The organism is Methylosinus sp. Ce-a6, from assembly GCF_009811655.1.
In the GTDB taxonomy this organism is placed as follows: Bacteria; Pseudomonadota; Alphaproteobacteria; order Rhizobiales; family Beijerinckiaceae; genus Methylosinus.
In genome coordinates this window covers 25,607-50,060 of sequence record NZ_BGJX01000002.1, presented here as the reverse complement: position 1 = coordinate 50,060, position 24,454 = coordinate 25,607, and the positions used below count along the sequence as shown (strand labels likewise).

21 protein-coding genes and 1 pseudogene are annotated in these 24,454 nt (G+C 64.7%); 15 read left to right on the top strand and 7 right to left on the bottom strand.

The features are described 5' to 3' along the window. Nucleotides 1–58 precede the first annotated feature (58 nt). Nucleotides 59–586 carry an adenine phosphoribosyltransferase gene (locus tag Mspo_RS01575; RefSeq protein WP_159726188.1) on the bottom strand — a complete coding sequence of 176 codons (528 nt, stop codon included), beginning with the start codon at nucleotides 584–586 and terminating at the stop codon, nucleotides 59–61. Between the two features lie 176 nt (nucleotides 587–762). Here Mspo_RS01575 and Mspo_RS01570 point away from each other — a divergent pair, with 176 nt between their 5' ends. Together Mspo_RS01570 and Mspo_RS01565 are read left to right on the top strand one after the other, a co-directional pair. Then, complete coding sequence (locus tag Mspo_RS01570) at nucleotides 763–1,395, top strand: transglycosylase domain-containing protein (RefSeq protein ID WP_159726187.1); 633 nt, start codon at nucleotides 763–765, stop codon at nucleotides 1,393–1,395. A gap of 178 nt (nucleotides 1,396–1,573) precedes the next feature. Continuing rightward, complete coding sequence (locus tag Mspo_RS01565) at nucleotides 1,574–2,230, top strand: transglycosylase domain-containing protein (RefSeq protein WP_159726186.1); 657 nt, start codon at nucleotides 1,574–1,576, stop codon at nucleotides 2,228–2,230. Between the two features lie 145 nt (nucleotides 2,231–2,375). On the opposite strand, the gene Mspo_RS01560 is transcribed toward Mspo_RS01565, so the two are convergent. Further along, nucleotides 2,376–3,254 carry an S-methyl-5'-thioadenosine phosphorylase gene (locus Mspo_RS01560; RefSeq protein WP_159726185.1) on the bottom strand — a complete coding sequence of 293 codons (879 nt, stop codon included), beginning with the start codon at nucleotides 3,252–3,254 and terminating at the stop codon, nucleotides 2,376–2,378. Nucleotides 3,255–3,641: 387 nt separating this feature from the next. On the opposite strand from Mspo_RS01560, the gene Mspo_RS01555 reads away from it, so the two are divergent. From Mspo_RS01555 to Mspo_RS01535, 5 genes are all read left to right on the top strand, one after another. Next, complete coding sequence (locus Mspo_RS01555) at nucleotides 3,642–4,205, top strand: F0F1 ATP synthase subunit delta (protein WP_159726184.1); 564 nt, start codon at nucleotides 3,642–3,644, stop codon at nucleotides 4,203–4,205. Further along, on the top strand, nucleotides 4,205–5,734 hold the full coding sequence (gene atpA, locus Mspo_RS01550; protein WP_159726183.1) for a F0F1 ATP synthase subunit alpha: 1,530 nt from the start codon (nucleotides 4,205–4,207) through the stop codon (nucleotides 5,732–5,734). Before Mspo_RS01555 ends, atpA begins: the two co-directional genes overlap by 1 nt. 153 nt (nucleotides 5,735–5,887) lie before the next feature. After that, a complete protein-coding gene (locus Mspo_RS01545) occupies nucleotides 5,888–6,769 on the top strand; it encodes a F0F1 ATP synthase subunit gamma (RefSeq protein ID WP_159726182.1) in 882 nt (293 codons plus the stop codon). 29 nt (nucleotides 6,770–6,798) lie between these two features. Continuing rightward, entirely contained in the window at nucleotides 6,799–8,235 is a 1,437-nt protein-coding gene (gene atpD, locus Mspo_RS01540) for a F0F1 ATP synthase subunit beta (protein WP_159726181.1), read from the top strand. 133 nt (nucleotides 8,236–8,368) lie between these two features. After that, nucleotides 8,369–8,767 carry a F0F1 ATP synthase subunit epsilon gene (locus tag Mspo_RS01535; protein ID WP_159726180.1) on the top strand — a complete coding sequence of 133 codons (399 nt, stop codon included), beginning with the start codon at nucleotides 8,369–8,371 and terminating at the stop codon, nucleotides 8,765–8,767. Nucleotides 8,768–8,935: 168 nt separating this feature from the next. Here Mspo_RS01535 and Mspo_RS01530 read toward each other — a convergent pair whose 3' ends face one another. Both Mspo_RS01530 and Mspo_RS01525 read right to left on the bottom strand, forming a co-directional pair. Next, entirely contained in the window at nucleotides 8,936–9,649 is a 714-nt protein-coding gene (locus Mspo_RS01530; protein ID WP_159726179.1) for a hypothetical protein, read from the bottom strand. A gap of 59 nt (nucleotides 9,650–9,708) precedes the next feature. After that, entirely contained in the window at nucleotides 9,709–10,569 is an 861-nt protein-coding gene (locus Mspo_RS01525) for a hypothetical protein (protein ID WP_201281602.1), read from the bottom strand. A 362-nt stretch (nucleotides 10,570–10,931) separates the two neighbouring features. Between Mspo_RS01525 and Mspo_RS01520 the strand changes: the two genes are divergently transcribed. The 7 genes and pseudogenes from Mspo_RS01520 (at nucleotide 10,932) to cysN (ending at nucleotide 17,078) form a co-directional block, all read left to right on the top strand. Beyond that, nucleotides 10,932–11,249 carry a 2Fe-2S iron-sulfur cluster-binding protein gene (locus Mspo_RS01520; protein WP_159726178.1) on the top strand — a complete coding sequence of 106 codons (318 nt, stop codon included), beginning with the start codon at nucleotides 10,932–10,934 and terminating at the stop codon, nucleotides 11,247–11,249. Further along, entirely contained in the window at nucleotides 11,246–11,587 is a 342-nt protein-coding gene (locus tag Mspo_RS01515; RefSeq protein ID WP_159726177.1) for a DUF2849 domain-containing protein, read from the top strand. The genes Mspo_RS01520 and Mspo_RS01515 overlap by 4 nt, the downstream gene beginning before the upstream one ends. Then, the gene (locus Mspo_RS01510; protein ID WP_159726556.1) at nucleotides 11,584–13,308 is read left to right on the top strand and encodes a nitrite/sulfite reductase; all 1,725 of its coding nucleotides are present in this window, start codon (nucleotides 11,584–11,586) and stop codon (nucleotides 13,306–13,308) included. Before Mspo_RS01515 ends, Mspo_RS01510 begins: the two co-directional genes overlap by 4 nt. Beyond that, nucleotides 13,292–13,729, top strand: a pseudogene (locus tag Mspo_RS19555) (DUF934 domain-containing protein); the annotation flags it as partial. The gene Mspo_RS01510 and the pseudogene Mspo_RS19555, both read left to right, overlap by 17 nt. Nucleotides 13,730–13,810: 81 nt before the next feature. Next, a complete protein-coding gene (locus tag Mspo_RS01505) occupies nucleotides 13,811–14,539 on the top strand; it encodes a phosphoadenylyl-sulfate reductase (RefSeq protein WP_244613069.1) in 729 nt (242 codons plus the stop codon). Further along, a complete protein-coding gene (gene cysD, locus Mspo_RS01500) occupies nucleotides 14,536–15,453 on the top strand; it encodes a sulfate adenylyltransferase subunit CysD (protein ID WP_159726176.1) in 918 nt (305 codons plus the stop codon). Before Mspo_RS01505 ends, cysD begins: the two co-directional genes overlap by 4 nt. Beyond that, nucleotides 15,453–17,078 carry a sulfate adenylyltransferase subunit CysN gene (gene cysN, locus Mspo_RS01495; protein WP_159726552.1) on the top strand — a complete coding sequence of 542 codons (1,626 nt, stop codon included), beginning with the start codon at nucleotides 15,453–15,455 and terminating at the stop codon, nucleotides 17,076–17,078. Before cysD ends, cysN begins: the two co-directional genes overlap by 1 nt. Before the next feature lie 203 nt (nucleotides 17,079–17,281). On the opposite strand, the gene polA is transcribed toward cysN, so the two are convergent. Both polA and Mspo_RS01485 read right to left on the bottom strand, forming a co-directional pair. Further along, entirely contained in the window at nucleotides 17,282–20,281 is a 3,000-nt protein-coding gene (gene polA, locus Mspo_RS01490; RefSeq protein WP_159726175.1) for a DNA polymerase I, read from the bottom strand. A gap of 118 nt (nucleotides 20,282–20,399) precedes the next feature. Then, on the bottom strand, nucleotides 20,400–21,029 hold the full coding sequence (locus Mspo_RS01485; RefSeq protein WP_159726174.1) for a LexA family transcriptional regulator: 630 nt from the start codon (nucleotides 21,027–21,029) through the stop codon (nucleotides 20,400–20,402). Between the two features lie 296 nt (nucleotides 21,030–21,325). Here Mspo_RS01485 and Mspo_RS01480 point away from each other — a divergent pair, with 296 nt between their 5' ends. Next, nucleotides 21,326–21,649, top strand: coding sequence for a hypothetical protein (locus tag Mspo_RS01480; RefSeq protein WP_244613037.1), 324 nt, complete (start codon nucleotides 21,326–21,328; stop codon nucleotides 21,647–21,649). A 51-nt stretch (nucleotides 21,650–21,700) separates the two neighbouring features. Here Mspo_RS01480 and Mspo_RS01475 read toward each other — a convergent pair whose 3' ends face one another. Next, the gene (locus Mspo_RS01475) at nucleotides 21,701–24,415 is read right to left on the bottom strand and encodes a valine--tRNA ligase (RefSeq protein WP_159726548.1); all 2,715 of its coding nucleotides are present in this window, start codon (nucleotides 24,413–24,415) and stop codon (nucleotides 21,701–21,703) included. Nucleotides 24,416–24,454: the final 39 nt, after the last annotated feature.

The window sequence follows — 24,454 nt, the reverse complement described above, 5'->3', positions numbered from 1 at the left end:
AAGGGCCGAGGCGCGACAAAAAGCGCTCCGGCCGACGAAATCGATGGCCCTCGTAAAATCAATGGCCCTCGAACGAGACGAGCCGGCGCACCGGCACGCCGAGCGATTCGATCTTCCGCGCGCCGCCGAGCTCCGGCAGGTCGATCACGAAACAGGCGGCGACGACTTCCGCGCCGATTTTCTGCAACAGCTTCACCGCGCCTTCCGCCGTGCCGCCCGTGGCGATGAGATCGTCGACGAGAATCACCCGCTCGCCCTTTGCCACGGCGTCCTCGTGCACCTCCATCTCGTCCACGCCATATTCCAGCGAATAGGCGATGGAGACGGTCGTGTGCGGCAGCTTGCCTTTCTTGCGCACCGGCACGAAGCCGGCCGACAATTGATGCGCCACGGCGCCGCCCAGAATGAAGCCGCGCGCCTCCATTCCCGCCACTTTGTCGATCTTGGTGCCGGCCCAGGGCTGCACCAGCTCGTCCACCGCGCGGCGGAACGCCCTGGCGTCGCCGAGCAGGGTGGTGATGTCGCGGAACATGATCCCCTTCTTCGGATAGTCGGGAATCGTGCGGATCGTGGAGGCGAGGGTCATGTTTTAAATCTCGTCGGAATTTGTTGTGCTCGGCGTCTCATAGCTCATTCTCGGCGGAAAGACATCTCGGCCGCCCGGCGCCGCGCCCGCCGCATTGCGGCCGCGCCGTCGTCGGGACGCGGCCCATTTTCACTGTAAAGGTCAGGATGTTCAAGTTTTTGAAAGGAGATATGCATATGGCCGATTCGAAAAGCACAATTTTCAAGCTCCTCGCGGCGGCCGCGGCCGTCGCGCTGCTCGGCTTCGTCGGCTATGAGGCCGTCTCCGTCGCGCTCGCCCGCGCGGCGACGCCGGAAATCTTCGCGCGCTACGAAGCGGAGACCGACAATGGGGCGAAGCCGCCCGCGGGGCTCTCTGGCGAGCGGATCGAGACGTTGCTCAAAGTGCAGGATCCGAGCTTCTGGACGCATGGCGGCGTCGATTGGAGCGCGCCCCTCGCCACCACGGTCACGCAATCGATCGTCAAGAGGCTCTATTTCGAGGATTTCAAGCCGGGCTTCGCGAAGATCCGCCAGACGCTGATCGCGCAATTCGCGGTGGGGCCGCTGACCTCCAAGAATGCGCAGCTCGCCGCTTTCATCGATGTGAATGGATTCGACGGCGCCTCGCGCAAATGGTTCGGCAAGCCGCTCGCGGAGCTCGGCGACGAAGAATTTCTCTCGCTGGTCGCGACGAACAATAGTCCCAATGATTACGCGCCGGGCACGCAGGCCAACGCCGAGCGTGTGCGCCGCATCGAGAAATATCTCGCCGGGCTCTGCCAGAGGCAGGGCTTCGCCGATGTGTGGCTCGAGGGCTGCAAGGATTGACGCGCGTTCTTTGCGCCTTCGCCTTCATCTCGGCCGCGGCCGCCTTCGAAGGCCGCCCGGCCTTCCGATCGCCACAAAGACACCGGTTGCGGCCGCGACTCGGCCACGGCCTCGTCGAGCCCTCGCCCATTTTCGCCGTAAGTCTCGCGGGCGCGGGAAGTTTCGGCGGGAGTCGCGGATGTTGGATGCAAGACGAAGGGCGCGGGCTTTCGGGGCGGCGACCGCAGGCTCGGCGCTGGCCGCCTTCGCGGGGGCGGCGCTCGCCGGCGTCATCGGATATGAGGCGGTCTCCGTGGCGCTCGCCCGCGTCGCCACGCCGGCGCTGTTCGCGCGCTATGAGGCGGAGACCGAGCATGGCGCGAAGCTGCCGCCCGGATTTTCGCGGGAGCGGATCGAGACGCTGCTGAAAGTGCGGGATCCCGGCTTCTGGACGCGTGGCGGCGTCGATTGGAGCGCGCCGCTCGCCACCACTGTCGCGCAATCGGTGGCGAAGAAACTCTATTTCGCGGATTTCAAGCCGGGCTTCGGCAAGATCCGCGAGACGCTCATCGCGCAATTCGCCGTCGGCCCGCTGACTTCCAAGAGCGCGCAGCTCGCCGCCTTCATCGATGCGAACGGATGGGGCGAGGCGGCGCGCAAATGGTTCGGCAAGCCGCTCGCCGATCTCGACGACGACGAATTTCTCTCGCTCGTCGCGACCGTCGATCGTTCCAAGGACGATGCGCCGGGCGCCCCGGCCGACGCCGAGCGCATGCGCCGCATCGAGAAATATCTCGCCGGCCTCTGCGAAAAGCGCGGGCTCGCGGATGTGTGGCTGGAGAATTGCGGCGAGTGACGCTTCGCGCATCACGCTCGCGGCAAAGCCGTCTTTGCGAGGAGCGCAGCGACGAAGCAATCCAGGAGCCGCCCCGCGGCTCTGGATCGTTTCGCTATGCTCGCGGCTCTCTAGACGCGATCGCTCGAAATCTATTCGCCGAAAGTCACGCGGCCGCGCTCACCCGCTCGACGATGACGCCGAGCTTCTTCATGAGCTCCGCATCGCGCGCGCCCGGCGCCGTCAGAATGGCGTTGTCGAGGGCGCGGTCGGAGCCGATGGGGCAGGGCTCGTGCTCCTGCGGGAAATCGGCGAGCAGGCGCGCGAGCAGGCGGCTCGCCTTGTCGGCGTTGGAGCGCACCACTTGGATGACGGCGGCGACGTCGACATTGTCGTGCTCGGGATGCCAGCAGTCGAAATCTGTGACCATGGCGATCGTCGCATAGGAGAGCTCCGCTTCGCGCGCGAGCTTGGCCTCCGGCATCGCCGTCATGCCGATCACGTCATAGCCGGCGCCCTTGTAGGTGAGCGACTCCGCGTAGGACGAGAATTGCGGGCCTTCCATGCAGACATAGGTTCCGCCGACGGAATGCTCGATATTCTCCGCTCTCGCCGCGGCGGCGATGCGTTCGGCGAGCAGCGGCGCGACCGGATGCGCCATCGACACATGCGCGACGCAGCCATTGCCGAAGAAGGTGGATTGCCGCCCGAACGTGCGGTCGACGAATTGATCCGGCAGCACGAAGAGGCCCGGATAGAGCTCCGATTTGAACGAGCCGCAGGCCGAGACGGAGACGAGATCGGTGACGCCGGCCTGTTTGAGCGCATAGATATTGGCGCGATAATTTATGCCCGAGGGCGAGAACACATGTCCGCGTCCGTGACGCGGCAAAAAAATAACCTCGGTCTCGCCGATGCGGCCGAAATGCAGCGCGTCCGAAGGATCGCCCCAAGGGGTCGACACGCGCTCCTCGCGAAGATCCTGCAAGCCGGGCAGATGATAGACGCCCGATCCTCCGATGATGCCGACCACCGCGCGAACCATGCGAATTCTCCGAATAACGCTTCGTTTCGCACTGCCACGCGCCGGCGGCGAGCGCAAGTCGGGACGCCGCGCGCGCCGCAGCGGACAGAAGCGGGAACGTTCAAAAAAATCAGAGAAGTCAAAGGCGAAGACGGCGCTCTCGGCGCGCCGAGACGAATGTGACGCTTTTTTGGGCGATCGATCGAAACTGCCCTCGTCGCAGCCTTCGCAGGGTTGCGCCGCAAAATGTGCTGTGTTAGGGGACGATCGCCTTGGAGCTGGGGCGTCGCCCTCGGCTCCTTCCCCCGACAATACACGTTGTTCGAGGCCATTGCGGATTTCGTCGCACGCTGATCTGCGTTGCGCGCGAGGCGCCTCGAGTGACGGCGATCCGAGAGCGATACGCAAGTGGCTTCAGGCGGAGACGATCTATCCGGAGTAGCGGGGCGATACGCCTCGGCACTTTATGATCTCGCGGTGGAGAAAGGCTCCACGGAAGAGGTCGCAACGGCGCTGCGGGGCTTCGCCGCGCTGATCGAGGAGAGCAAGGACCTGGAGCGTCTCGTCAAGAGCCCGGTCTTCTCCGCCGAAGAGCAGATCAAGGCGCTCGGCCCCATTCTCGACGCCGCCGGCGTCACTGGCGTCGCCGCCAATTTCGTCAAGCTCGTCGCGACGAAACGTCGCCTCTTCGCTCTCCCCGCCATCATCGCCGCCTATGGCAAGCTGCATGACGCGGCCAAGGGCATCGTGCGCGCCGACGTCACCGTGGCCGCGCCGCTCGCGCCGCATCACGACCGCGCGCTGCGCGAGGCCGTGGCCGGCGTCGCCGGCGGCAAGTCGATCGATCTCGCAGTGAAGGTCGATCCGGCGATCATCGGCGGTCTCGTCGTCAAAATCGGCTCGCGAATGCTCGACGCATCGCTGAAGACCAAGCTCAATTCCATTCGAACACGCATGAAAGAGGTCGGCTGATGGCTATCCGCGCCGCAGAGATTTCCGCGATCCTCAAGAATGAGATCGCCAATTTCGGCAATGAGGCCGAAGTCACCGAGGTCGGTCAGGTCCTCTCCGTCGGCGACGGCATCGCCCGCGTCTATGGCCTCGACAATGTCCAGGCCGGCGAGACGGTGCAGTTCGAGAACGGCGTCACCGGCATGGCGCTCAACCTCGAGAGCGACAATGTCGGCGTCGTGATCTTCGGCTCCGACCGCGACATCAAGGAAGGCCAGACCGTCAAGCGCACCGGCGCGATCGTCGACGTTCCGGTCGGCAAGGCGCTGCTCGGCCGCGTCGTCGACGCGCTCGGCAATCCGATCGACGGCAAGGGCCCGATCCACGCCGAGACGCGCGCCCGCGTCGATGTGAAAGCGCCCGGCATCATTCCGCGCAAATCGGTGCATGAGCCGATGGCCACGGGCCTGAAGGCCATCGATGCGCTGATCCCGATCGGCCGCGGCCAGCGCGAGCTGATCATCGGCGACCGCCAGACCGGCAAGACCGCCGTGGCGCTCGACACGATCCTGAACCAGAAGTCGCTGAACGACGGCGACGACGAGAAGGCCAAGCTCTACTGCGTCTATGTCGCGGTTGGTCAGAAGCGCTCCACCGTCGCGCAATTCGTGAAGGTTCTGGAGGAGCGCGGCGCGCTCGATTATTCGATCATCGTCGCCGCCACCGCCTCCGATCCGGCGCCGATGCAGTTCCTGGCGCCCTTCGCCGGCTGCGCCATGGGCGAGTATTTCCGCGACAGCGGCCTGCACGCTGTGATCGTCTATGACGACCTTTCGAAGCAGGCCGTCGCCTACCGCCAGATGTCGCTGCTGCTGCGCCGTCCTCCGGGACGCGAGGCCTATCCGGGCGACGTCTTCTATCTGCACTCCCGCCTGCTCGAGCGCGCCGCCAAGCTCAACGACGATCGCGGCGCCGGCTCGCTGACGGCGCTGCCGGTCATCGAGACGCAGGCCAATGACGTGTCGGCCTATATTCCGACCAATGTCATCTCGATCACCGACGGCCAGATCTTCCTCGAGACCGACCTCTTCTATCAGGGCGTCCGCCCGGCGGTGAACGTCGGCCTTTCGGTGTCGCGCGTCGGCTCCGCCGCGCAGACCAAGGCGACGAAGAAGGTCGCCGGCAAGATCAAGGGCGAGCTCGCGCAGTATCGCGAGATGGCCGCCTTCGCTCAGTTCGGCTCCGATCTCGACGCGGTGACGCAGCGCTTGCTCAACCGCGGCGCGCGCCTGACCGAGCTCCTGAAGCAGCCGCAGTTCTCGCCGCTGAAGATGGAAGAGCAGACGGCGGTGATCTACGCCGGCGTCAACGGCTATCTCGATCCGCTGCCGGTGGGTCGCGTGCGCGCTTTCGAGGACGGGCTGCTGGCGCTGCTGCGCACCCAGCATCCGAACATCCTCGAGACGATCCGCACGACGAAGGATCTCCCGGATGCGACGGCCGCCGAGCTGAAGAGCGTCCTCGACTCCTTCGCCAAATCCTTCGCCTGAGCGCGCAAACCTCGAGGACCAGAAACAATGCCTCCGTCATTGCGAGCGAAGCGAAGCAATCCAGGAGCCGCCCCGCGGCTCTGGCTCGCTTCGTCGCTCCGCTCCTCGCGATGACGGCGGCGCGGTTCTGGTCAGAATGAGACGGGTTCTCTCATGCCTTCGTTGAAGGATCTTCGAAACCGCATATCTTCCGTCAAGGCGACGCAGAAGATCACCAAGGCCATGCAGATGGTCGCGGCCGCCAAGCTGCGCCGCGCGCAGGCCGCCGCCGAGGCGGCGCGTCCCTATGCGCAGCGCATCGAGAAGGTGCTCGTCAATCTCGCCGGCGGCGTCTCTTCCGGCGCGCCGCTGCTGCTCTCCGGCAATGGCCGCGACGAGACGCATCTGCTCATCGTCGCCACCGCAGAGCGCGGCCTGTGCGGCGCCTTCAACTCCTCTATCGTCCGCCTCGCCCGCGAGCATATTCAGCGTCTGCAGGGGCAGGGCAAGACGGTCAAGATTCTCTGCGTCGGCAAGAAGGGCTATGACCAGCTCCGGCGCAATTATGAGAAGAACATCATCGAGCTGGTCGAGCTGCGCGGCGTGCGCCAGATCGGCTTCGAGCAGGGTGACGCCATCGGCCGCAAGGTGATCGAGCTCTTCGAGAGCGGCGAGTTCGATGTGGCGACGCTGTTCTTCTCGCAGTTCAAATCGGTGATCCAGCAGATCCCGACCGCGCTGCAGCTCATCCCGGCGCAGATTCCGGCCAATGAGAATGATGTGGCGGCGAGCGGCCCACAGGCCTCTTACGAATATGAGCCCGGCCAGGACGAGATTCTGGCCACGCTGCTGCCCCGCAATATATCGGTGCAGATTTTCCGCGCATTGCTCGAGAACGCCGCTTCCGAGCAGGGCGCGCGCATGAGCGCGATGGACAACGCCACGCGCAACGCCGGCGACATGATCAAGAAGCAGACGACGCTCTACAATCGTTCGCGCCAGGCGATCATCACCAAGGAACTCATCGAGATCATCTCGGGCGCCGAGGCGCTCTGACATAGAACAACAGTCGAGAGGACGAGACAATGGCTACCCCCACGACCTCGGGTCACATCACGCAGGTGATCGGCGCTGTCGTCGACGTGAAGTTCGACGATCACCTGCCGGAAATCCTGAACGCGCTGGAGACCACCAATCAGGGCGCGCGCCTCGTCCTCGAAGTGGCGCAGCATCTCGGCGAGAATTCCGTGCGCACCATCGCCATGGACTCGACCGAGGGTCTCGTGCGCGGCCAGAAGGTGACCGATACGGGCGCGCCGATCTCGGTTCCGGTCGGCGACGAAATGCTCGGCCGCATCATCAATGTCATCGGTGAGCCGGTCGACGAGGCCGGTCCGATCAAGACGACCGCCCGCCGCGCCATCCATCAGCCGGCTCCGTCCTACGCCGAGCAGGCGACCGAGGCGCAGATCCTCGAGACGGGCATCAAGGTCGTCGATCTGCTCGCGCCTTACGCCAAGGGCGGCAAGATCGGCCTGTTCGGCGGCGCGGGCGTCGGCAAGACCGTCATCATCATGGAGCTCATCAACAATATCGCCAAGGCGCACGGCGGCTATTCCGTCTTCGCCGGCGTCGGCGAGCGCACGCGCGAGGGCAACGACCTCTATCACGAGATGATCGAGGGCGGCGTGAACAAGAAGCCGGTCGACGGCTCCGCCGCCGGCTCCAAGGCCGCTCTGGTCTATGGCCAGATGAACGAGCCCCCGGGAGCCCGCGCTCGCGTCGCGCTGACCGGCCTCACCGTCGCCGAGGACTTCCGCGACAAGGGCCAGGACGTGCTGTTCTTCGTCGACAATATCTTCCGCTTCACCCAGGCGGGCTCGGAAGTGTCGGCTCTGCTCGGCCGCATTCCTTCGGCGGTGGGCTATCAGCCGACGCTCGCCACCGATATGGGCGCGCTGCAGGAGCGCATCACCACGACGACCAAGGGCTCGATCACCTCGGTGCAGGCCATTTACGTGCCGGCCGACGATCTGACCGACCCGGCGCCGGCCGCCTCCTTCGCCCATCTGGACGCGACGACGGTGCTCAACCGCTCCATCGCCGAGAAGGGCATCTATCCGGCGGTCGATCCGCTCGACTCGACCTCCCGTATGCTCTCCCCGGCGATCGTCGGCGAGGAGCATTACGAGGTCGCCCGCAAGGTGCAGTCGACGCTGCAGCGCTACAAGTCGCTGCAAGACATCATCGCCATTCTCGGCATGGACGAGCTCTCGGAAGAGGACAAGCTGACCGTGGCGCGCGCCCGCAAGATCGAGCGCTTCCTGTCGCAGCCCTTCCACGTCGCCGAAGTGTTCACCGGCGCGCCGGGCAAGCTCGTCGCGCTCGCCGACACCATCAAGGGCTTCAAGGGCCTCGTCGAGGGCCAATACGACCATCTCCCCGAGGCCGCCTTCTATATGGTCGGCACGATCGAGGAAGCGGTCGAGAAGGCCGCCAAGCTCGCCAAGGAAGCGGCTTGATCCTCAATAACTGAAGTGGACATGCGTTGGCGCGCCAACGCATGTCCACTCAGAGTCCTTTGGTTTTGCAGGATTTTAATCGGAAAGCCGGTTCCCGCTTTTCCGAAATCCCGCATAGACGACGGAGCCCTTCATGGCCACGTTCCACTTCGAACTCGTCTCTCCCGAGAAGCTCTTGTTCTCGGGAGAGGTGGACGCCGTCGTCGCGCCGGGCGCCGAAGGCTTGTTCACGGTTCTCAAAGACCATGCGCCGGTGATGACCGTGCTGAAGCCCGGCGTCGTCGAGATCGACGAGGCCGGCAAGAAAGAGAAGCTGTTCGTGCGCGGCGGCTTCGCCGACGTCGGCCTCGGCGGCTTCACCATTCTGGCCGAATACGCCATTCCGGTCGCCGAGCTCGACGCCGCCAAGATCGGCGCCGACATCAAGGACGCGAGCGAGGATGTGGCCGACGCCAAGACGGATGAGGCGCGCCGCCTCGCCGCCGAGAAGCTCAGTCAGTTGCAGGAGCTGAAGGCCGCTCTGGGGCTGTGAAGCCATGGGCCTGGAGAGCGATCTCCGGGGCTCGTCAGCCGATGTGAAAAGCGAGCCTGAAGGCTTGCGGCCCGCGCATTCCGGGTGCAAGCCTTCAGGCTCGTTTCTTTTTTCAAGCCTCGAGTCTCGGACGTGTCATATGATCGAGACGGATGCGTCTGCGTCGCCCTATTTCAGGAATTGTGCGCCGTCGAGCTCGTGCCGCAGCTCGAAGCTGCGGAATTGCATGAAGATCGGGGTGATCCATGCCTTCAGCGCCGCGCGGATGACGATCGACATTTCCGGCGGCGGCGAGACGATCACGCGGCTCAGCGACAGATTCGGCTGCTCCAGGATTTTCGCCACGGCGCCATCCAGTGGGCCGACGACGAATCTGCGCGTCGACGGATAATAGCCGAGCGTCTCATGCGCATAGGGTCCCAAGGGCGCGGCGCCCTCGTTCTGCACTACCACCATAGGAAGATCCCGCCATGCCGCCGAGAGAGCGCGCGCGCTGGCGAGCGAGGAATCGGACTGGTCCGCGTGAAAGAGAAGGATCGGCTCGACGCCGCGCAGATGCGCCTCCTCTACGAAGCCGATGTCCTTCACTGTCGTGAAGAAACGGTCATAGGACCGTTGCCAGACGTCGACGATCTTGGGGATCCCGTCATCGACCAGCAGGCGATCGAACAGGGAAATCTGGCCCCTTATGTCGGCCGTGTCGATGACGCGGGTGCGATCCGGAAACAATTCGTGATAGCGCGGTGCGTGAGGATCGGTGTCGAATCCTTCGACCTCGGCCCGGCGCGAGAGATAGAAGTCCGTCAGCAGCCGGGCGGTCGTCGAAACGCCCGAACGCGGATGCGGGGAACAGGCGACGAACACGAGAGTGCGTCGACTCATTTCTCATTCTCTCGGCGCCGACCGAGGCTCACGCGCGGACCGTTCACCCGACTTCGGCGCTATGCGCCGTCCCTCCCGGCGATCCGATCCAGCAGACGGATGCGATCGAATTGCTCGGCGATCCTGTTCTGCCAGGTGCGGACATAGCCACGAAGGACGAAGGAATGGTCCGCCGGCTCTCCTTCCGCCGTCCGATTGGCGACGAAGGTCGAGAAAGGCGCGCCGGCGATCTCCACTTGTTCATAGGACAATTCATTGAGCTTGGGGATGGTGATCTCGCCCGCCGTCTCCACTTTCTCGAAATATTTGCGGTGCGTCACAGGGTCCCATTCGAAAAAGGTGGTGTCGTTGACATGGTTCTTCACGAGGAAATAGTCCGCGTCCTCGACATAGGGCGCGACTTCTGCGATCTCGTCGAGCGAAGCGATGGACGATCCGAGCACATGGAACAGAATGAAGCCGACCTCTCCCTCCGCCACCGCATCGAGAAAGCCCGTATCCTGCAACGCCTGCAAGGCCGGCTCCAGCCCGCCGGCGCGAACGTCGACGATGCTGACCTTGACCTGAGCCGTCGCCAGAGTATCGATGATCTTCATCTGGTCCGAGGTCGAGGTGAGGTCGACGACGCTCGTCTGCTCGGGATGAAAGCGATAGAGCGTGCCGCGCGGCGTCTCCGTGTCGAAGGCCCGGCTCAAGACATTATTGGCGGCGAGATAGTCGAGCAGCACGCGCGCGATCGTGGTTTTGCCCACCCCGCCTTTGTCGGCGCCGACCAGAATGAGCGTCGGCCGGCTTCTCTGAGGAGCGAGCGCGGGCGCCTTTTCCCGCTCCCGCGCGATCGGCGGCCGCTCTTCACGCGTCGAACTCGGCTTGGAGTCTGTCGAACTCTGCTTGGAGTCTTTGGTCGGTCGTTGAGCCATGGCTTAGCACCTATATCGCTCGTGCCCGAGCTTGGGCCGCAGGAACAGAAATTCCTTACCATTTATGCGTTGCGCGCGCCTCGCCTTTTCTCGACGGCGTCGCCGCGATCGAAACCTCGCCGGCCGATATCACGCAGGCTGTTTGTAGTTTATCGCGAAGACGCGACGCCGTATAGTGAATTGACTTTCTCGCGACCTCGAATATTTAGGTCGCGCAATTTCGAAGGATCGCGGTTTTCTGGACGGTCGTCGCTGCGAGCGGCGGTCAGCGAGGCCGCATTGCCCCGCGCGAGACGCTCGCGCAGGGCCGACAGCCGAATGAAAGGCGCCACGGCGGCGAAGGCGCCTGCTCGGAGAAAAGGATGAGCGTGATCCGTGTCGAGGACGCAGAAGGCGTCACCCACGAACTCGAGCCTGTGGAAGGCTGGCGGTTGATGGAGATTTTGCGCGACTATGGAATGGGCATGGAAGGCACCTGCGGCGGCGCGGTCGCCTGCGCGGCCTGCCATATCGTGCTCGATCCGGAATGGGCCGACAAGGTCGCGCCGCCGCGCGAGGAGGAGATCGACAAGCTCGACGAACTGCCTTTTCTGCACGAGACTTCGCGGCTCTCCTGCCAGATCATCTGGTCGGACGAGCTCGACGGGCTGAAGCTCACTCTGGTGAAGGAGCCGACATGACCCGGCCCACCGATTTGAAAATCCAGCCGAAAATCCTTCTGGCTTCCGACCTCGCCGAAGGCGACGTCGTGTTTCTGGGGTCCGAGGGCTGGGAGCGCGATTCTTCGCGCGCGAAAATTGCTTATGACGACGCCGAGGCGGCGGCGCTCGACGCCAAGGGCAAGGCGGATGTCGCCGCCAATCGCGTTGTCGACGCCTATCTCGTCGAGGTGGAGGTGAGCGAGGCGGGGGAGCCGACGCCGCTGCATTTTCGCGAGAGGTTCCGCGCCGTCGGCCCGAGCGTCAGGCGCGACCTCGGGAAACAGGCGTGGCTGCAACGATCTGGGGATGGCCGATGACTGCGCATGATCCAGCCCTGCCGCCGCGTCCCAACGCCGCGCCGACGATCTACGCCTATGACGATTATGATCGCGCCTTTGTGCGCGAGCGCGTCGCCGAGTTCCGCGGCCAAGTGGAGCGCCGCCTCGCCGGCGCGCTGACCGAGGACGAATTTCGCCCATTCCGCCTGATGAACGGGCTCTATCTGCAATTGCACGCCTATATGCTGCGCGTCGCCATTCCCTATGGCTCGCTGACTTCGCGGCAAATGCGCCAGCTCGCCTATATCGCCGACAAATGGGACCAGGGCTACGGCCATTTCACCACGCGGCAGAATCTGCAATTCAATTGGCCGAAGCTCGTCGATGTCCCCGATATGCTCGAGGCGTTGGCCGATGTCGACATGCATGCGATCCAGACCTCGGGCAATTGCATCCGCAATGTCACGGCCGATCATTTTTCCGGCGTCGCGGCGGATGAGATCGAAGATCCGCGCCCGACGGCGGAATTCCTGCGCCAATGGTCGAGCGCCCATGCGGAATTCAGCTTTCTGCCGCGCAAGTTCAAGATCGCGGTGAGCGGCGCCGAGCATGACCGCGCGGCGATCAAGATCCACGACATCGGTCTGCGCATCGTGAAGAGCGCGGCCGGCGCGATCGGCTATGAGGTGATCATCGGCGGCGGGCTCGGCCGCACGCCCTTCGTCGGCAAGCTGTTGCGCGAGTTTCTGCCGCGCGCCGATCTGCTCGCCTATCTCGAGGCGATCCTGCGCGTCTACAACCGCTTCGGCCGCCGCGACAACAAATATAAAGCCCGCATCAAGATTTTGGTGCATGAGACCGGGCTGGACGAGATCCGCTCTCAGGTGGAGGCGGAATTCGCCGCAATGGACCGCGCGCCTTTCGCCTATGACGCGCAGGAATTCGCGCGCGTCGTCGCCGCTTTCTCGCCGCCGCCCTATGAGGCTCCGCCCGCGCGTTCCGAGGCGTTCGAAAAGGCGAAGACGGAGAATGCCGAATTCGCCGCTTTCGCCGCGGTGAATGTCGCGCCTCACAAGATTTCCGGCTACGCCATCGTCACGGTCTCGCTGAAGCCGATCGGCGGCATTCCGGGCGACGCCGCCTCCGGGCAGATGCGCGCGCTGGCCGACGCCGCGGATAAATATGGCTTTGGCGAATTGCGCGTCAGCCATGAGCAGAACATCATTCTCCCGCATGTGAAGCAGGATGATCTCTTCGCTCTGTGGCGCGATCTCGAGGCGGTGGGCCTCGCGACCGCCAACGCCGGGCTCATCAGCGACATCATCTCCTGCCCGGGGCTGGACTATTGCGCGCTGGCGACGGCGCGCTCCATTCCGATCGCTCAGGCGATCTCGCAGCGCTTCGCCGATCTCGAGCAGCAGAGGCTCATCGGCAAGCTCGGCATCAAGATTTCCGGCTGCATCAACGCCTGCGGACATCATCACGTCGGCGCGATCGGCATTCTCGGCCTCGAGAAGAAGGGCGTCGAATCCTATCAGATCACGCTCGGCGGCGATCCGACGCTCGAAGCCTCGATCGGCGAATTGCTCGGACCCGGCGTTTCGGCGGAAGAGGTTCCCGATGTGATCGAGAGCCTCGTGCAATTCTATCTCGCCGAGCGGCGCGACGGCGAGGCTTTCATCGACACATGGCGACGCTTGGGCCATAAGCGCTTCAAGGAATCGGCGCGCCGGGAGGGCGAGGATGGCTCTGGTATCTGACGGCGCTTTCATCGCCGACGAGTGGCGCCGCCTCGCCGATGAGGAATCTCTGCCCGGCTTTGGCAAGGTCATCGTCTCGCTCGCCCGCGCGGCCGCCGCGCTCGACGATCCGCGGCTCGCTGCGGTCGGCGTCTATATCGCCAACACCGCCGATCCGAAGACGCTCGCGCCTCATCTGTCGCGGCTCGCGCTCGTCGACATCGCTTTTCCGGCTTTCACCGACGGGCGCGGCTTCTCGCTCGCCCGCCTGTTGCGCCGTGAAGGGTTCTCGGGGGAATTGCGCGCGAGCGGCAGGCTGACGCCGGATCAATATCTACATGCGATCGGCTGCGGTTTCGACGCGATCGAAATTCCCGACGATCTCGCCGCCCATCATGGCGAAGCCAATTGGGCGAAGGCGCTGCATGCGCGCAGCCTTTCCTATCAGCGCGGCATTCCCGGCGGCGCGTCTATTCTCGAGCAGCGGCGGCACGCCCATCACGCCAAGCCTTCGCTCGTCGACATTCTCGCGCCGCGTCTCGCCGCGCTCGATCTCGATCATAGGCTGAGGCTCGCGCGCGAGCTCATTCCCGGCCGCATCGTCTTCACGACGAGCTTCGGCATAGAGGATCAGCTCGTCACCCATTCGATCTTCACGCAAGGGCTCGATATCGATGTGGCGACGATCGACACCGGCCGCCTCTTCGAGGAGACGATCGAGCTCTGGGAAAAGACCGAGGCGCGCTATGCGCGGCGCATTCATGCGGTCTTTCCGCAGGCGGCGCCGCTCGCGGATTTCGTCGCCGAGCATGGGATCAACGGCTTCTATCGCTCCGTCGAGAATCGCAAGGCCTGCTGCCACATTCGAAAGGTGGAGCCGCTGTCGCGCCTGCTCGCCGGCGTCTCCGCCTGGGTGACGGGGCTGCGCGCCGATCAGTCGCAGGCGCGCGAGGCCGTCGGCCTCGTCGAATTCGATGCTGGCCGCAAGCTCGTCAAGCTCAATCCGCTCGCCGATTACACGCGCGAGGCGATCGTCGCGGCGACCGAGGAGCTCAGCGTGCCGGTGAATGATCTGCACGCCAAAGGCTTTCTCTCCATCGGTTGCGCGCCTTGCACGCGCGCGGTGCAGCCCGGCGAGAGCGAGCGCGCCGGCCGCTGGTGGTGGGAAGAGGACGAGAAGAAAGAGTGCGGCCTGCATGTCGGTCCGGACGGGCGCCTGACGCGCGGTCCGGCGCCGGAGGGCTCGCGATGAATGCGCTCGCGGCCAAGCCGCTCGGCCATCTCGATCGGCTGGAGGCGGAGAGCATTCACATCCTGCGCGAGGTCGTCGCCGAATGCGAACGGCCGGTGATGCTCTATTCGATCGGCAAGGATTCGGCGGTGATGCTGCACATCGCCATGAAAGCCTTCTATCCGTCGAAGCCGCCCTTTCCGCTGCTGCATGTCGACACGACATGGAAGTTCCGCGAGATGATCGCCTTTCGCGACCGCCGCGCCGCCGAGACGGGCATGGAGCTCATCGTCTACACAAATCCGGAAGGGGTCGCGATGAATATCGACCCCACCGTGCATGGATCGCAGCTCCATACGCAGATCATGAAGACCGACGCGCTGAAACAGGCGCTCGACAAATGGAAATTCGACGCGGCCTTCGGCGGCGCGCGCCGCGACGAGGAAAAATCCCGCGCCAAGGAGCGCGTGCTCTCCTTCCGCAACGCCCAGCATCGCTGGGACCCCAAGGCGCAGCGTCCGGAATTCTGGCGGCTCTACAACGCCCGCAAGGGGCCGGGCGAGAGCCTGCGCGTGTTTCCGCTGTCCAATTGGACCGAGGCGGATGTGTGGGACTATATCGCGCGCGAGGGCATAGACGTCGTGCCGCTCTATTTCGCCAAGGAGCGGCCCGTCGTCAATCGCGACGGAATGCTCATCATGGTCGACGACGATCGGCTGAAGCTGCGTCCCGGCGAGACCATAGAGAACAGAATGGTGCGCTTCCGCACGCTCGGCTGCTATCCGCTGACCGGCGCCATAGACAGCGCCGCGGCGACGCTGGAAGAAATCATCGCCGAGATGCGCGCGAGCCGCTCTTCCGAGCGCCAAGGCCGCCTCATCGACCATGACGGCTCCTCCTCCATGGAGCAGAAGAAGCAGGAGGGTTATTTTTGATGCACGGCGGCCTCGCCACGCCTGCGCCGCTGCGCGCGCCCGCCGGGCCGGCGCCCGCCGACAAGCCCTTGCTGCGCTTCATCACCTGCGGCTCGGTGGACGACGGCAAGTCGACGCTCATCGGCCGCCTGCTCTATGATGCCGATCTCGCGCCCGACGATCTTCTCGCCGCGCTCGAGCGCGACTCGAAAAAGCACGGCACGCAGGGCGACGATCTCGATTTCGCGCTGCTCGTCGACGGTCTCGCGGCGGAGCGCGAGCAGGGCATCACCATCGATGTGGCCTATCGCTATTTCGCGACGGAGAAGCGCAAATTCATCGTCGCCGACACGCCCGGCCATGTGCAATATACGCGCAATATGGCGACGGGCGCCTCGACCGCCGAGCTCGCCGTGCTGCTCGTCGACGCGCGCAAAGGCCTGCTCGACCAGACGCGCCGCCACAGCGTCATCGTCTCCATGCTCGGCGTGCGCCATGTCGTCGTCGCCGTCAACAAGATGGATCTCGTCTCCTATTCGCAGGAGACATTCGCGGCGATCGAGCGCGATTTCCGCGCCTTCGCCGAGCATTTGCGCTTTCTCACCATCGCCGTCATTCCGCTCGTCGCCAAGGACGGCGACAATCTCGTGCACGCCAGCAAAATGATGGACTGGTATTCCGGTCCGCCGCTGCTCGCCTATCTCGAGAATGTCGCGGCGGACGACAATGCGCGCGTGTTGCCTTTCCGTTTCCCCGTGCAATGGGTGAACCGCCCGAGCCACGACTTCCGCGGCTTTTCCGGCTTCATCGCCGGCGGCAATGTGAAGCCGGGCGACATTGTGCGCATATTGCCTTCGGGACGCGATACGACGATCGCGCGCATCGTCACCTATGACGGCGATCTCGCCCATGCGGTGGCGGGCCAGTCGGTCACGCTGACGCTCACGGAGGAGATCGATATTTCGCGGGGCGACATGCTGGCCTCGCCCGTGTCGCCGGCCAAGATCGGCGATCGTCTGTCGGCCAAGCTCCTGTGGCTCGTGCGCGAGCCGCTCGCCGTCGAGAAGAGCTATCTGCTGAAGCTCGGCACGCGCACGACTCCGGCTTTCGTGAAGCAGGTCTCGTCTCACATCAAGATCGAGACGGGGCTCGCCGAGCCGCTCGATGATCCGAGCGTGACGCTCGCCTTCAATGAGATCGGCGAGGCGGAGCTGTGGCTCGATTCGGCCATCGCTTGCGATCTCTACGAGGACAATCGCGAGACCGGCGGCTTCATCCTCATCGATCGCGTGACCAATGAGACGGTCGCCGTCGGCATGGTGCAGCGATCGGCCTGGACGGAGCGCAGCGCGCGCAATGGCGTCGAGGCGAGCTACGCCTCCATGGAGGGCGTTCCGCCGCCGGAGCTCTTGCGTCAGACGCCGCTGCGCAGCCTCATCAAATCCCTGTCCTGGCGCGTGCCGGGAAGCCTCGTCACCTTCGGCGTCGCTTATCTCTTCACGCAGGATTCGAAAATCGCGGCGGCGATCACCGGCGCGGAGATCGTCTCCAAGATCGCGCTCTATTACGTCCACGAGCAATTGTGGGCGCGCTTCGGCATTGGGCTCGAGAAGAGCGAGCAGCCGCGCGACGACACGGGGCTGTGAGCCGATAAGTCGAGAGTCTCGCCGCGCGCTCCTTCTCCCACTCGTGGGAGAAGGTGGCCCGCGCGTCAGCGAGGGTCGGATGAGGGCTCCATCCGCCGCCGTGATATTTGTAATGCGAGGCGCTGCGAACCGCGGCGGCCCTCATCCGACCCGGCTTCGCCGGGCCACCTTCTCCCGCAGGCGGGAGAAGGAAGGGCAGTGAATCAATGCGCCTCGTCCCAATTATGGGCGGCGCGGGCTTCCACTTGCAGCGGCACGGAGAGCATGACCGCCGGATGCGGCGCCTCTTCCATCACGCGCTTGACGAGGCGGATCGTCGCCTCGGTCTCCTCCTTCGGCGCCTCGAACACCAATTCGTCATGCACTTGCAGCAACATGCGCGCGCGGAGCTTTTCCTGCGTCAGCGCTTCGTCCATGCGCGCCATGGCGCGGCGGATGATGTCGGCCGCCGCTCCTTGAATGGGCGCATTGATCGCCGCGCGCTCGAAAAAGGCGCGCTCCGAGGCGTTGGAGGAGCCGATGCGCGGGAAATGGCATTTGCGTCCGAAGATCGTCGTGACGACGCCGTTTTCCCGCACGGCCTTGCGCGTCATGTCCATATAATCGCGAATGCCGGGGAAACGCTCGAAATAGCGCTTGATATAGGCCGCCGCCTCCTCGCGCGGAATGGAGAGCTGATTGGCGAGGCCGAAGGCGGAAATGCCATAGATGATGCCGAAGTTGATCGCCTTGGCGCGACGGCGCACTTCCGAGGGCATTCCCTGCACCGGCACGCCGAACATTTCGCTCGCCGTCATCGCATGAATGTCGATTCCATCGGCGAAGGCCTGCCGCAATTGCGGAATATCGGCGATATGCGCGAGCAGGCGCAATTCGATCTGCGAATAATCCGCCGAGATCAGCGCATTCCCGCGCTCGGCGACGAAGGCCGTGCGAATCTTGCGTCCGGCCTCGTTGCGCACCGGAATGTTCTGCAGATTGGGGTCCGAGGAGGAGAGCCGCCCGGTCGTCGTCGCGGCGAGCGCGTATGAGGTGTGGACGCGATGCGTCGTCGGATTGACGAAGGAAGGCAGCGCGTCGGTATAAGTGGATTTGAGCTTGGAGAGCTGCCGCCAGTCGAGAATGCGCGCGGCGAATGTATTGCCGCTTTCGGCCAATTCGTCGAGCACGCTCGCCGAGGTCGACCAGGCGCCGGTCGCGGTCTTCTTCGCGCCGGGCAAGCCCATCTTGCCGAAGAGAATATCGCCCAATTGCTTGGGCGAGCCGAGATTGAAGCTCTGGCCGGCGAGCTCGTAGATCTCGGCCTCCAGCCGCGCCATGTCCTGCGCGAATTCTCCCGAGAGGCGCGAGAGAATATTGCGATCGATGGCGACGCCGCGCCGCTCCATCTTCGCGAGCACGCAGACCATGGGGCGCTCCAGCGTCTCATAGACGCTCGTCATATGCTCGGCGGCGAGGCGCGGCTTCAGCACGCGCCACAGGCGCAGCGCGACATCGGCGTCCTCCGCCGCATATTCCGTCGCTCTGTCGAGCGGCACGCGCGCGAAGCCGATGAATGTGCGGCCCGAGCCGGCGACGGCGGAGAAGGGAATGCATTCGTGGCCGAGATGCTTCTTGGAGAGCTCGTCGAGGCCGTGATTGTTGCGGCCGGCGTCGAGCACGTAAGAGACGAGCATCGTGTCCTCGATCGGCGCGACATCTATGCCGCAGCAGGCCAGAACGAGGAGATCGTATTTCATATTATGCGCGATCTTCAGCACGCTCGTCGCTTCGAGCAGCGGCTTCAAGCGCGCGAGCGCTTCCGCAAAGGGAATTTGCGCGGGCGGCGGCTCGGCGCCGAGCAGATCGGCGCCGGCGGGCGAGACATGCTGCAACGGAATATAGCAGGCGCGGCCCGGCGCCGTGGCGAGCGAGACGCCGACGAGATCGCAGGACATGGGATCGAGCGAGGTCGTCTCCGTGTCCATGGCGACGACGCCGGCGGCGAAGGCTTGCCCGATCCAGGCGTCCAGGCGCTCCAGAGTCGTCACCGTCTCATAGAGCGAGCGGTCGATCTTCGTCGCGACGCCTTGCTCGCGTCGCGCCTCGGCGAGCGCGGCCGGCGTGAAGGCGCCTCGCTCGCCTCGTGTCGGCAGAGCGGCGGCGGGCGCGGGCGGCGCGGGCAGGGCCGGCGCCTCGGCGACCTCGCCATTGCGCGCGCGCCAGCCCGCCGGGCCGACGAAAGCCGGGTCCGGCTCGATCTCGTTCGCTTCGACGCCATAAGTCTCCGCCGCGCGTCGCGTGAGCTGCGTGAACTCCATCGCCTGGAGAAAGGCGACGAGCGACTTGCCGTCCGGCTGATGCAGGCCGAGATCGTCCAGCGGAATCTCGAGCGGCGCGTCGTCGACGAGCTTCACGAGCTTTTGCGAGGTGCGGATCAGCGCGACGCTCGCAGGATCGGTCAGCGCCTCGCGGCGTTTGGGCTGCTTGATCTCGCCGGCGCGCGCGAGCAGCGTGTCGAGATCGCCATATTCATTGATGAGCTGCGCGGCGGTCTTGACGCCTATGCCCTTGGCGCCGGGCACATTGTCGGTGGAATCGCCGGCGAGCGCCTGCACATCCACCACCTTTTCCGGCGGCACGCCGAAATAGTCGACGACTTCTTCATAGCCGATGCGCCGCTCCTCGCGTGCGCCCTTCGCCCCCGCCGTTCCAGAGGCGGGATCGTACATCGACACTTTGTCGTCGATGAGCTGCATCAGATCCTTGTCGGCGGAGACGATCAGCACATCGGCGCCGCGCGCGCGCGCTTGGCGGGCATAAGTGGCGATGAGATCGTCCGCCTCATAGACGTCCTGCTCGATCGGCAGAAGGCCGAAGGCGCGCACGGCGGCCCGCATCAAGGGAAATTGCGGAACGAGATCGGCGGGCGGGTCCTGACGATGGGCCTTGTAGTCGGGATAGATTTCCTTGCGGAAGGAGTTCTCCGATTTGTCGAAGATGATGGCGAGATGCGTGGGCATGACATCCGCCGCGCCCTCGCGGATGAATTGAAACAGCTTGGCGCAGAAGAGCCGCACGGCGCCGGTCGGCAGGCGGTCGGCGCGGTAATTATATTTCGCGTCCTGGCGGATGGACTGGAAATAGGCGCGAAAGACGAAGGACGAGCCGTCGACGAGAAAGACGTGGCTGCCGGGACCGACGGGCTTGTGTGTGAGAGTCATCGCGGGAGGAGCTGGTGGCGCCGAGCCCTCTCGGCGAGAGGGCGGCAAGGGCGTGGCAAGATAGCCCCGATCCCGCGCCATGGATACCCCCGGCGGCCCGCCGGAGAGGCGCGAGCGTTTAGAGCAGCGTCTCGGTCCAGCGGATACGGCCGTGCACGCGCAGCCTGTCGGCGTCGGCGCGCTCCAATCGCTCGGGCTCGTAGCAGGCGCGATTGTCGGAGATGAGCGAGATCGCGCCATCGACATTGCGGCGCACGCGCCGGATCAGCGGTGCGCCGTCGAGCGAGACGAGATAGATCGCGTCGCCGATAATGTCCCGCTGCGAGCGGTCGATCAACACGATCGCTCCGTCCTCTATCGTCGGGCGCATGGAGTCGCCGCGCGCGCGCATGAATTCGAGCGCCTCCGCCTCGGTTCCCAGACGCCGCAGCAGCGCGCGCGGGAGGGCGAGCTTCTCGCCTCCCGCCAGTTCGCCGCCGCCTTCCTCGCCGATCCGGCACAGGGGGATTTGCGCCATATCCGGGCCGAGAGGCATCGCCGGAGGCGGCGCGCCGGCCTCGAATATGGGAGGGCCGCGGTCGAGAATCAGCCAGTCGAGCGAGACCCCCGCCGCTTCGGCGATCCGGCCGAGCTTCTCGGCCGACGCCTCGCTTTCCCCATTGAGATAGCGGCTATAGGTGGAGGAGGTGACGCCGGCGTCCCGCAGGATTTTGGAGGGACCGCCCGCCAGATCGACCGCTTGGCCCAATCTGTGCGCGAGGCCGGCCCTGTCGAATACGGGATATATTTTCGTTTCCGGCACACATGATCTCATATATGCTTGACAGAGGCGAGCGAATGCGGGATTTTCGGCGCAGAGCTTGTTTCCATTTACGGTTAACACGCCGGATGTGGCGTGTCACCGTGCGGCTTGTTGCGCCCATGATTTATAGTTGGAAAGACTTTGTTAGAGCCTCGGCGCGTTTCGCGGAATTGCCCGGACGATGCAATCGCCGCCGCGCCGCAGGATCGGGCCTCCCGCCCATAGGCAATGACAATCGGGCGATGCAGAGGCCCGGCGCGGCTCCGCGCGGAGGCGCGCCAAATGGCGAGCGGCAATTCGCGCTCGCTTTGTCTTTGGCGAAGACGCTTCTGGCGACGCGCGCTCAATTCGTTCGCGCTTTATGCGACGCCTCCCTCGCCCAGTCGGGACGCGAGCGGCCGGATGCGCTCTTTCTCCATATGGTGGAGCAGAATGTGGACGATGCGCTCTACGCCATGGGGCGCGACGGTCCGGCCATTCTCGAGGAGATCGTGCGTCGCGCGATCGACGATATCGTCAGCGAAGCTTCGGTCGCGCGGAACGGCGCTCCTCATCTCGCAGATTAGTGTGATTTTTTCCGCCCGCGATTTTTTCCGCCCGATTGAAGGATGGGCTCCTCAGCCGAGCCGCTTCGCCGCCGCCGTCAGCTTCTCTATGCGCGCGCGCGTTTCCTCGAGGCGCTCGCGATTTTCCTCCACAACCTCTTCCGGCGCGCGCGCGACGAAATCGGCGTTGCCGAGCTTGGCCTCGATCTTCTTCGCCTCGCTCTCGAGCTTGGCGGTCTCCTTGGCGAGACGCGCCTTCTCCGCAGCGAAGTCGATGACGCCCTCGAGCGGGATGGCCGCCAGAACGCCGCGCACGATGAGCTGCGCGCTGCTCTTGGGCCCGGCGTCGACGAAGCTGATCTGCGAGAGGCGCGCGAGCTTGCGCGTCGTCTCGTCCCAGCGTTTCACCCGCGCCTGCACGTCGGCGTCGGCGCCGACGAGAGCGAGCGGCACTTCCGCGCCGGCGGGCAGATTCATCTCCGAGCGCACGGAGCGCACTTCCGAGACGAGATCGACGATCCAGCCGATTTCCGCTTCCGCGGCCGCGTCCTCGAGTCCGGCGAGATCGGGCCATTGCGCCAGCGCCAGCGGCGTCTCGCGCGCCGGGCCCTCGAAGCCCTTTATGCCCCACAGCTCCTCGGTGATGAAGGGCATGAAGGGATGCAGCAGCGCATAGACTTGATCGAGCAGAAAGGCCGCCGTCGCGCGCGTCTCGTCCTTGGCGGCGCCGTCCTCGCCTTGCAGCAGGGGCTTCGCCAACTCCAAATACCAGTCGCAGAACACGTTCCAGACGAAGCGATAGGCCGCGCCCGCCGCGTCGTTGAAGCGATAGGCCTCGATCGCCGCGGCGACTTCGGCGGCGGCGCGCGCGGCCTCGCTGACGATCCAGCGATTGAGCGTGATCTGGTTGTTCTTCGGATCGAAGCCTTCGACGCGCGCGCAGCCGTTGATCTCGGCGAAGCGCGAGGCGTTCCACAGCTTGGTCGCGAAATTGCGATAGCCTTCGACGCGCTGCGTCGAGAGCTTTATGTCGCGTCCCTGCGCCGCCATGGCGGCGAGCGTGAAGCGCAGCGCATCGGCGCCATATTCGTTGATGAGATGCAGCGGGTCGATGACATTGCCCTTCGACTTCGACATTTTCGCGCCCTTCTCGTCGCGGACGAGGGCGTGAATGTAGACGTCGTGGAAGGGAACCTCTTTTTTGAAATAGAGGCCCATCATCATCATGCGGGCGACCCAGAAGAAGATGATGTCGAAGCCCGTCACCAGCACATTAGTGGGATAGAAGCGCGAAAGCTCCTTCGTCTCGTCCGGCCAGCCGAGCGTCGAGAAAGGCCAGAGCGCGGAAGAGAACCAGGTGTCGAGCACATCCTCGTCGCGCGTCAGCGCAACGTCGCTTCCGTGTTTTTGCCGCGCGGCGGCGAGGGCCGCTTCTTCGCTGTCCTCGACAAAGACATTGCCGTCTTCGTCATACCACGCCGGAATGCGATGGCCCCACCAGAGCTGGCGCGACACACACCAGGGCTGGATGTTCTCCAGCCACTCGTAATAGGTCTTCTCCCAATTCTTCGGCACGAAATTGGTGCGGCCGGAGCGCACGGCCTCGAGCGCCGGTCCGGCGAGCGTCTTGGCGTCGACATACCATTGGTCGGTCAAGCGCGGCTCCAGCACGGCGCCGGAGCGGTCGCCATGCGGGACCATGTGCTTATGGTCCGACACTTCGGCGAGCAGCTCGCGCTCCTCCATCATCGCCACGACGCGCGCGCGTGCGGCGTTGCGGTCGAGGCCATGCAGCGCTGCGACGGTCATGTCGAGCTCGGGAGAGGGCGCGACATGCTCGAAGAAATCGTGATTGTCCTTCAGCGTCACGCAGGCTTCGGCGTCGAGCACATTGATGAGACGCAGCCCGTGCCGGCGGCCGACCTCGAAATCGTTGAAGTCATGCGCCGGGGTGATCTTCACCGCGCCGGTGCCCTTCTCGGGGTCGGAATATTCGTCGGCGACGATGGGGATGAGGCGCCCGACCAGCGGCAGGCGCACATTCTTGCCGATGAGCTTCTCGTAGCGCTCGTCCTTTGGATGCACGGCCACCGCCGTGTCGCCGAGCATGGTCTCGGGGCGCGTCGTCGCCACTGTGATGTATTCGCCGGTCGGATGGCCGTCGTGATAGACGATCGGATATTTGAAGTGCCAGAGATGACCCTTCACCTCGATCTGCTGCACCTCGAGATCGGAGATGGCGGTCAAGAGCTTCGGATCCCAATTGACGAGGCGCTTGTCCTTGTAGATGAGCCCGTCGCGATAGAGCTGCACGAAGACTTTCACCACCGCGCGGGAAAGTCCTTCGTCCAGCGTGAATCGCTCGCGCGACCAGTCGCAGGAGGCGCCGAGGCGCTTCAGCTGCTCGACGATGACGCCGCCCGACTCGGCCTTCCAGGCCCAGACTTCCTCCAGGAATTTGGCGCGGCCCAATTCGCGGCGATGCTGCTGGCGCTCCATGAGCTTGCGCTCGACGACCATTTGCGTCGCTATGCCGGCGTGGTCAGTGCCCGGCTGCCACAGAACGTCGTCGCCGCGCATTCGATGATAGCGCGCCAGAATGTCCTGCAGCGTATTGTTGAGCGCATGGCCCATATGCAGCGAGCCGGTGACATTGGGCGGCGGAATGACGATGGAAAAAGGTTTCGCGCCGGCGCGCTCCGGCCGGCCGGCGCGAAAGGCGCCCGCCTCCTCCCAGAGCTCGCGCATCCGCGCTTCGATGGTCGAGGGGTCGAAGGTCTTTTCCATGGGCATGGGGGAGAGCCGAATATCCGTATCGAAGGGCCC

What these genes read in the sequence shown, in the direction of transcription:
- polA (WP_159726175.1), bottom strand. Translation starts at nt 20,281, where the DNA reads ATGACTCTCACACACAAGCCCGTCGGTCCCGGCAGCCACGTCTTTCTC.
- cysN (WP_159726552.1), top strand. Translation starts at nt 15,453, where the DNA reads ATGCACGGCGGCCTCGCCACGCCTGCGCCGCTGCGCGCGCCCGCCGGG.
- atpD (WP_159726181.1), top strand. Translation starts at nt 6,799, where the DNA reads ATGGCTACCCCCACGACCTCGGGTCACATCACGCAGGTGATCGGCGCT.
- Mspo_RS01525 (WP_201281602.1), bottom strand. Translation starts at nt 10,569, where the DNA reads ATGGCTCAACGACCGACCAAAGACTCCAAGCAGAGTTCGACAGACTCC.
- Mspo_RS01510 (WP_159726556.1), top strand. Translation starts at nt 11,584, where the DNA reads ATGACTGCGCATGATCCAGCCCTGCCGCCGCGTCCCAACGCCGCGCCG.
- Mspo_RS01570 (WP_159726187.1), top strand. Translation starts at nt 763, where the DNA reads ATGGCCGATTCGAAAAGCACAATTTTCAAGCTCCTCGCGGCGGCCGCG.
- Mspo_RS01480 (WP_244613037.1), top strand. Translation starts at nt 21,326, where the DNA reads ATGCAGAGGCCCGGCGCGGCTCCGCGCGGAGGCGCGCCAAATGGCGAG.
- Mspo_RS01575 (WP_159726188.1), bottom strand. Translation starts at nt 586, where the DNA reads ATGACCCTCGCCTCCACGATCCGCACGATTCCCGACTATCCGAAGAAG.
- Mspo_RS01520 (WP_159726178.1), top strand. Translation starts at nt 10,932, where the DNA reads ATGAGCGTGATCCGTGTCGAGGACGCAGAAGGCGTCACCCACGAACTC.
- Mspo_RS01535 (WP_159726180.1), top strand. Translation starts at nt 8,369, where the DNA reads ATGGCCACGTTCCACTTCGAACTCGTCTCTCCCGAGAAGCTCTTGTTC.
- Mspo_RS01530 (WP_159726179.1), bottom strand. Translation starts at nt 9,649, where the DNA reads ATGAGTCGACGCACTCTCGTGTTCGTCGCCTGTTCCCCGCATCCGCGT.
- Mspo_RS01565 (WP_159726186.1), top strand. Translation starts at nt 1,574, where the DNA reads ATGTTGGATGCAAGACGAAGGGCGCGGGCTTTCGGGGCGGCGACCGCA.
- Mspo_RS01545 (WP_159726182.1), top strand. Translation starts at nt 5,888, where the DNA reads ATGCCTTCGTTGAAGGATCTTCGAAACCGCATATCTTCCGTCAAGGCG.
- Mspo_RS01475 (WP_159726548.1), bottom strand. Translation starts at nt 24,415, where the DNA reads ATGGAAAAGACCTTCGACCCCTCGACCATCGAAGCGCGGATGCGCGAG.
- cysD (WP_159726176.1), top strand. Translation starts at nt 14,536, where the DNA reads ATGAATGCGCTCGCGGCCAAGCCGCTCGGCCATCTCGATCGGCTGGAG.
- Mspo_RS01560 (WP_159726185.1), bottom strand. Translation starts at nt 3,254, where the DNA reads ATGGTTCGCGCGGTGGTCGGCATCATCGGAGGATCGGGCGTCTATCAT.
- atpA (WP_159726183.1), top strand. Translation starts at nt 4,205, where the DNA reads ATGGCTATCCGCGCCGCAGAGATTTCCGCGATCCTCAAGAATGAGATC.
- Mspo_RS01515 (WP_159726177.1), top strand. Translation starts at nt 11,246, where the DNA reads ATGACCCGGCCCACCGATTTGAAAATCCAGCCGAAAATCCTTCTGGCT.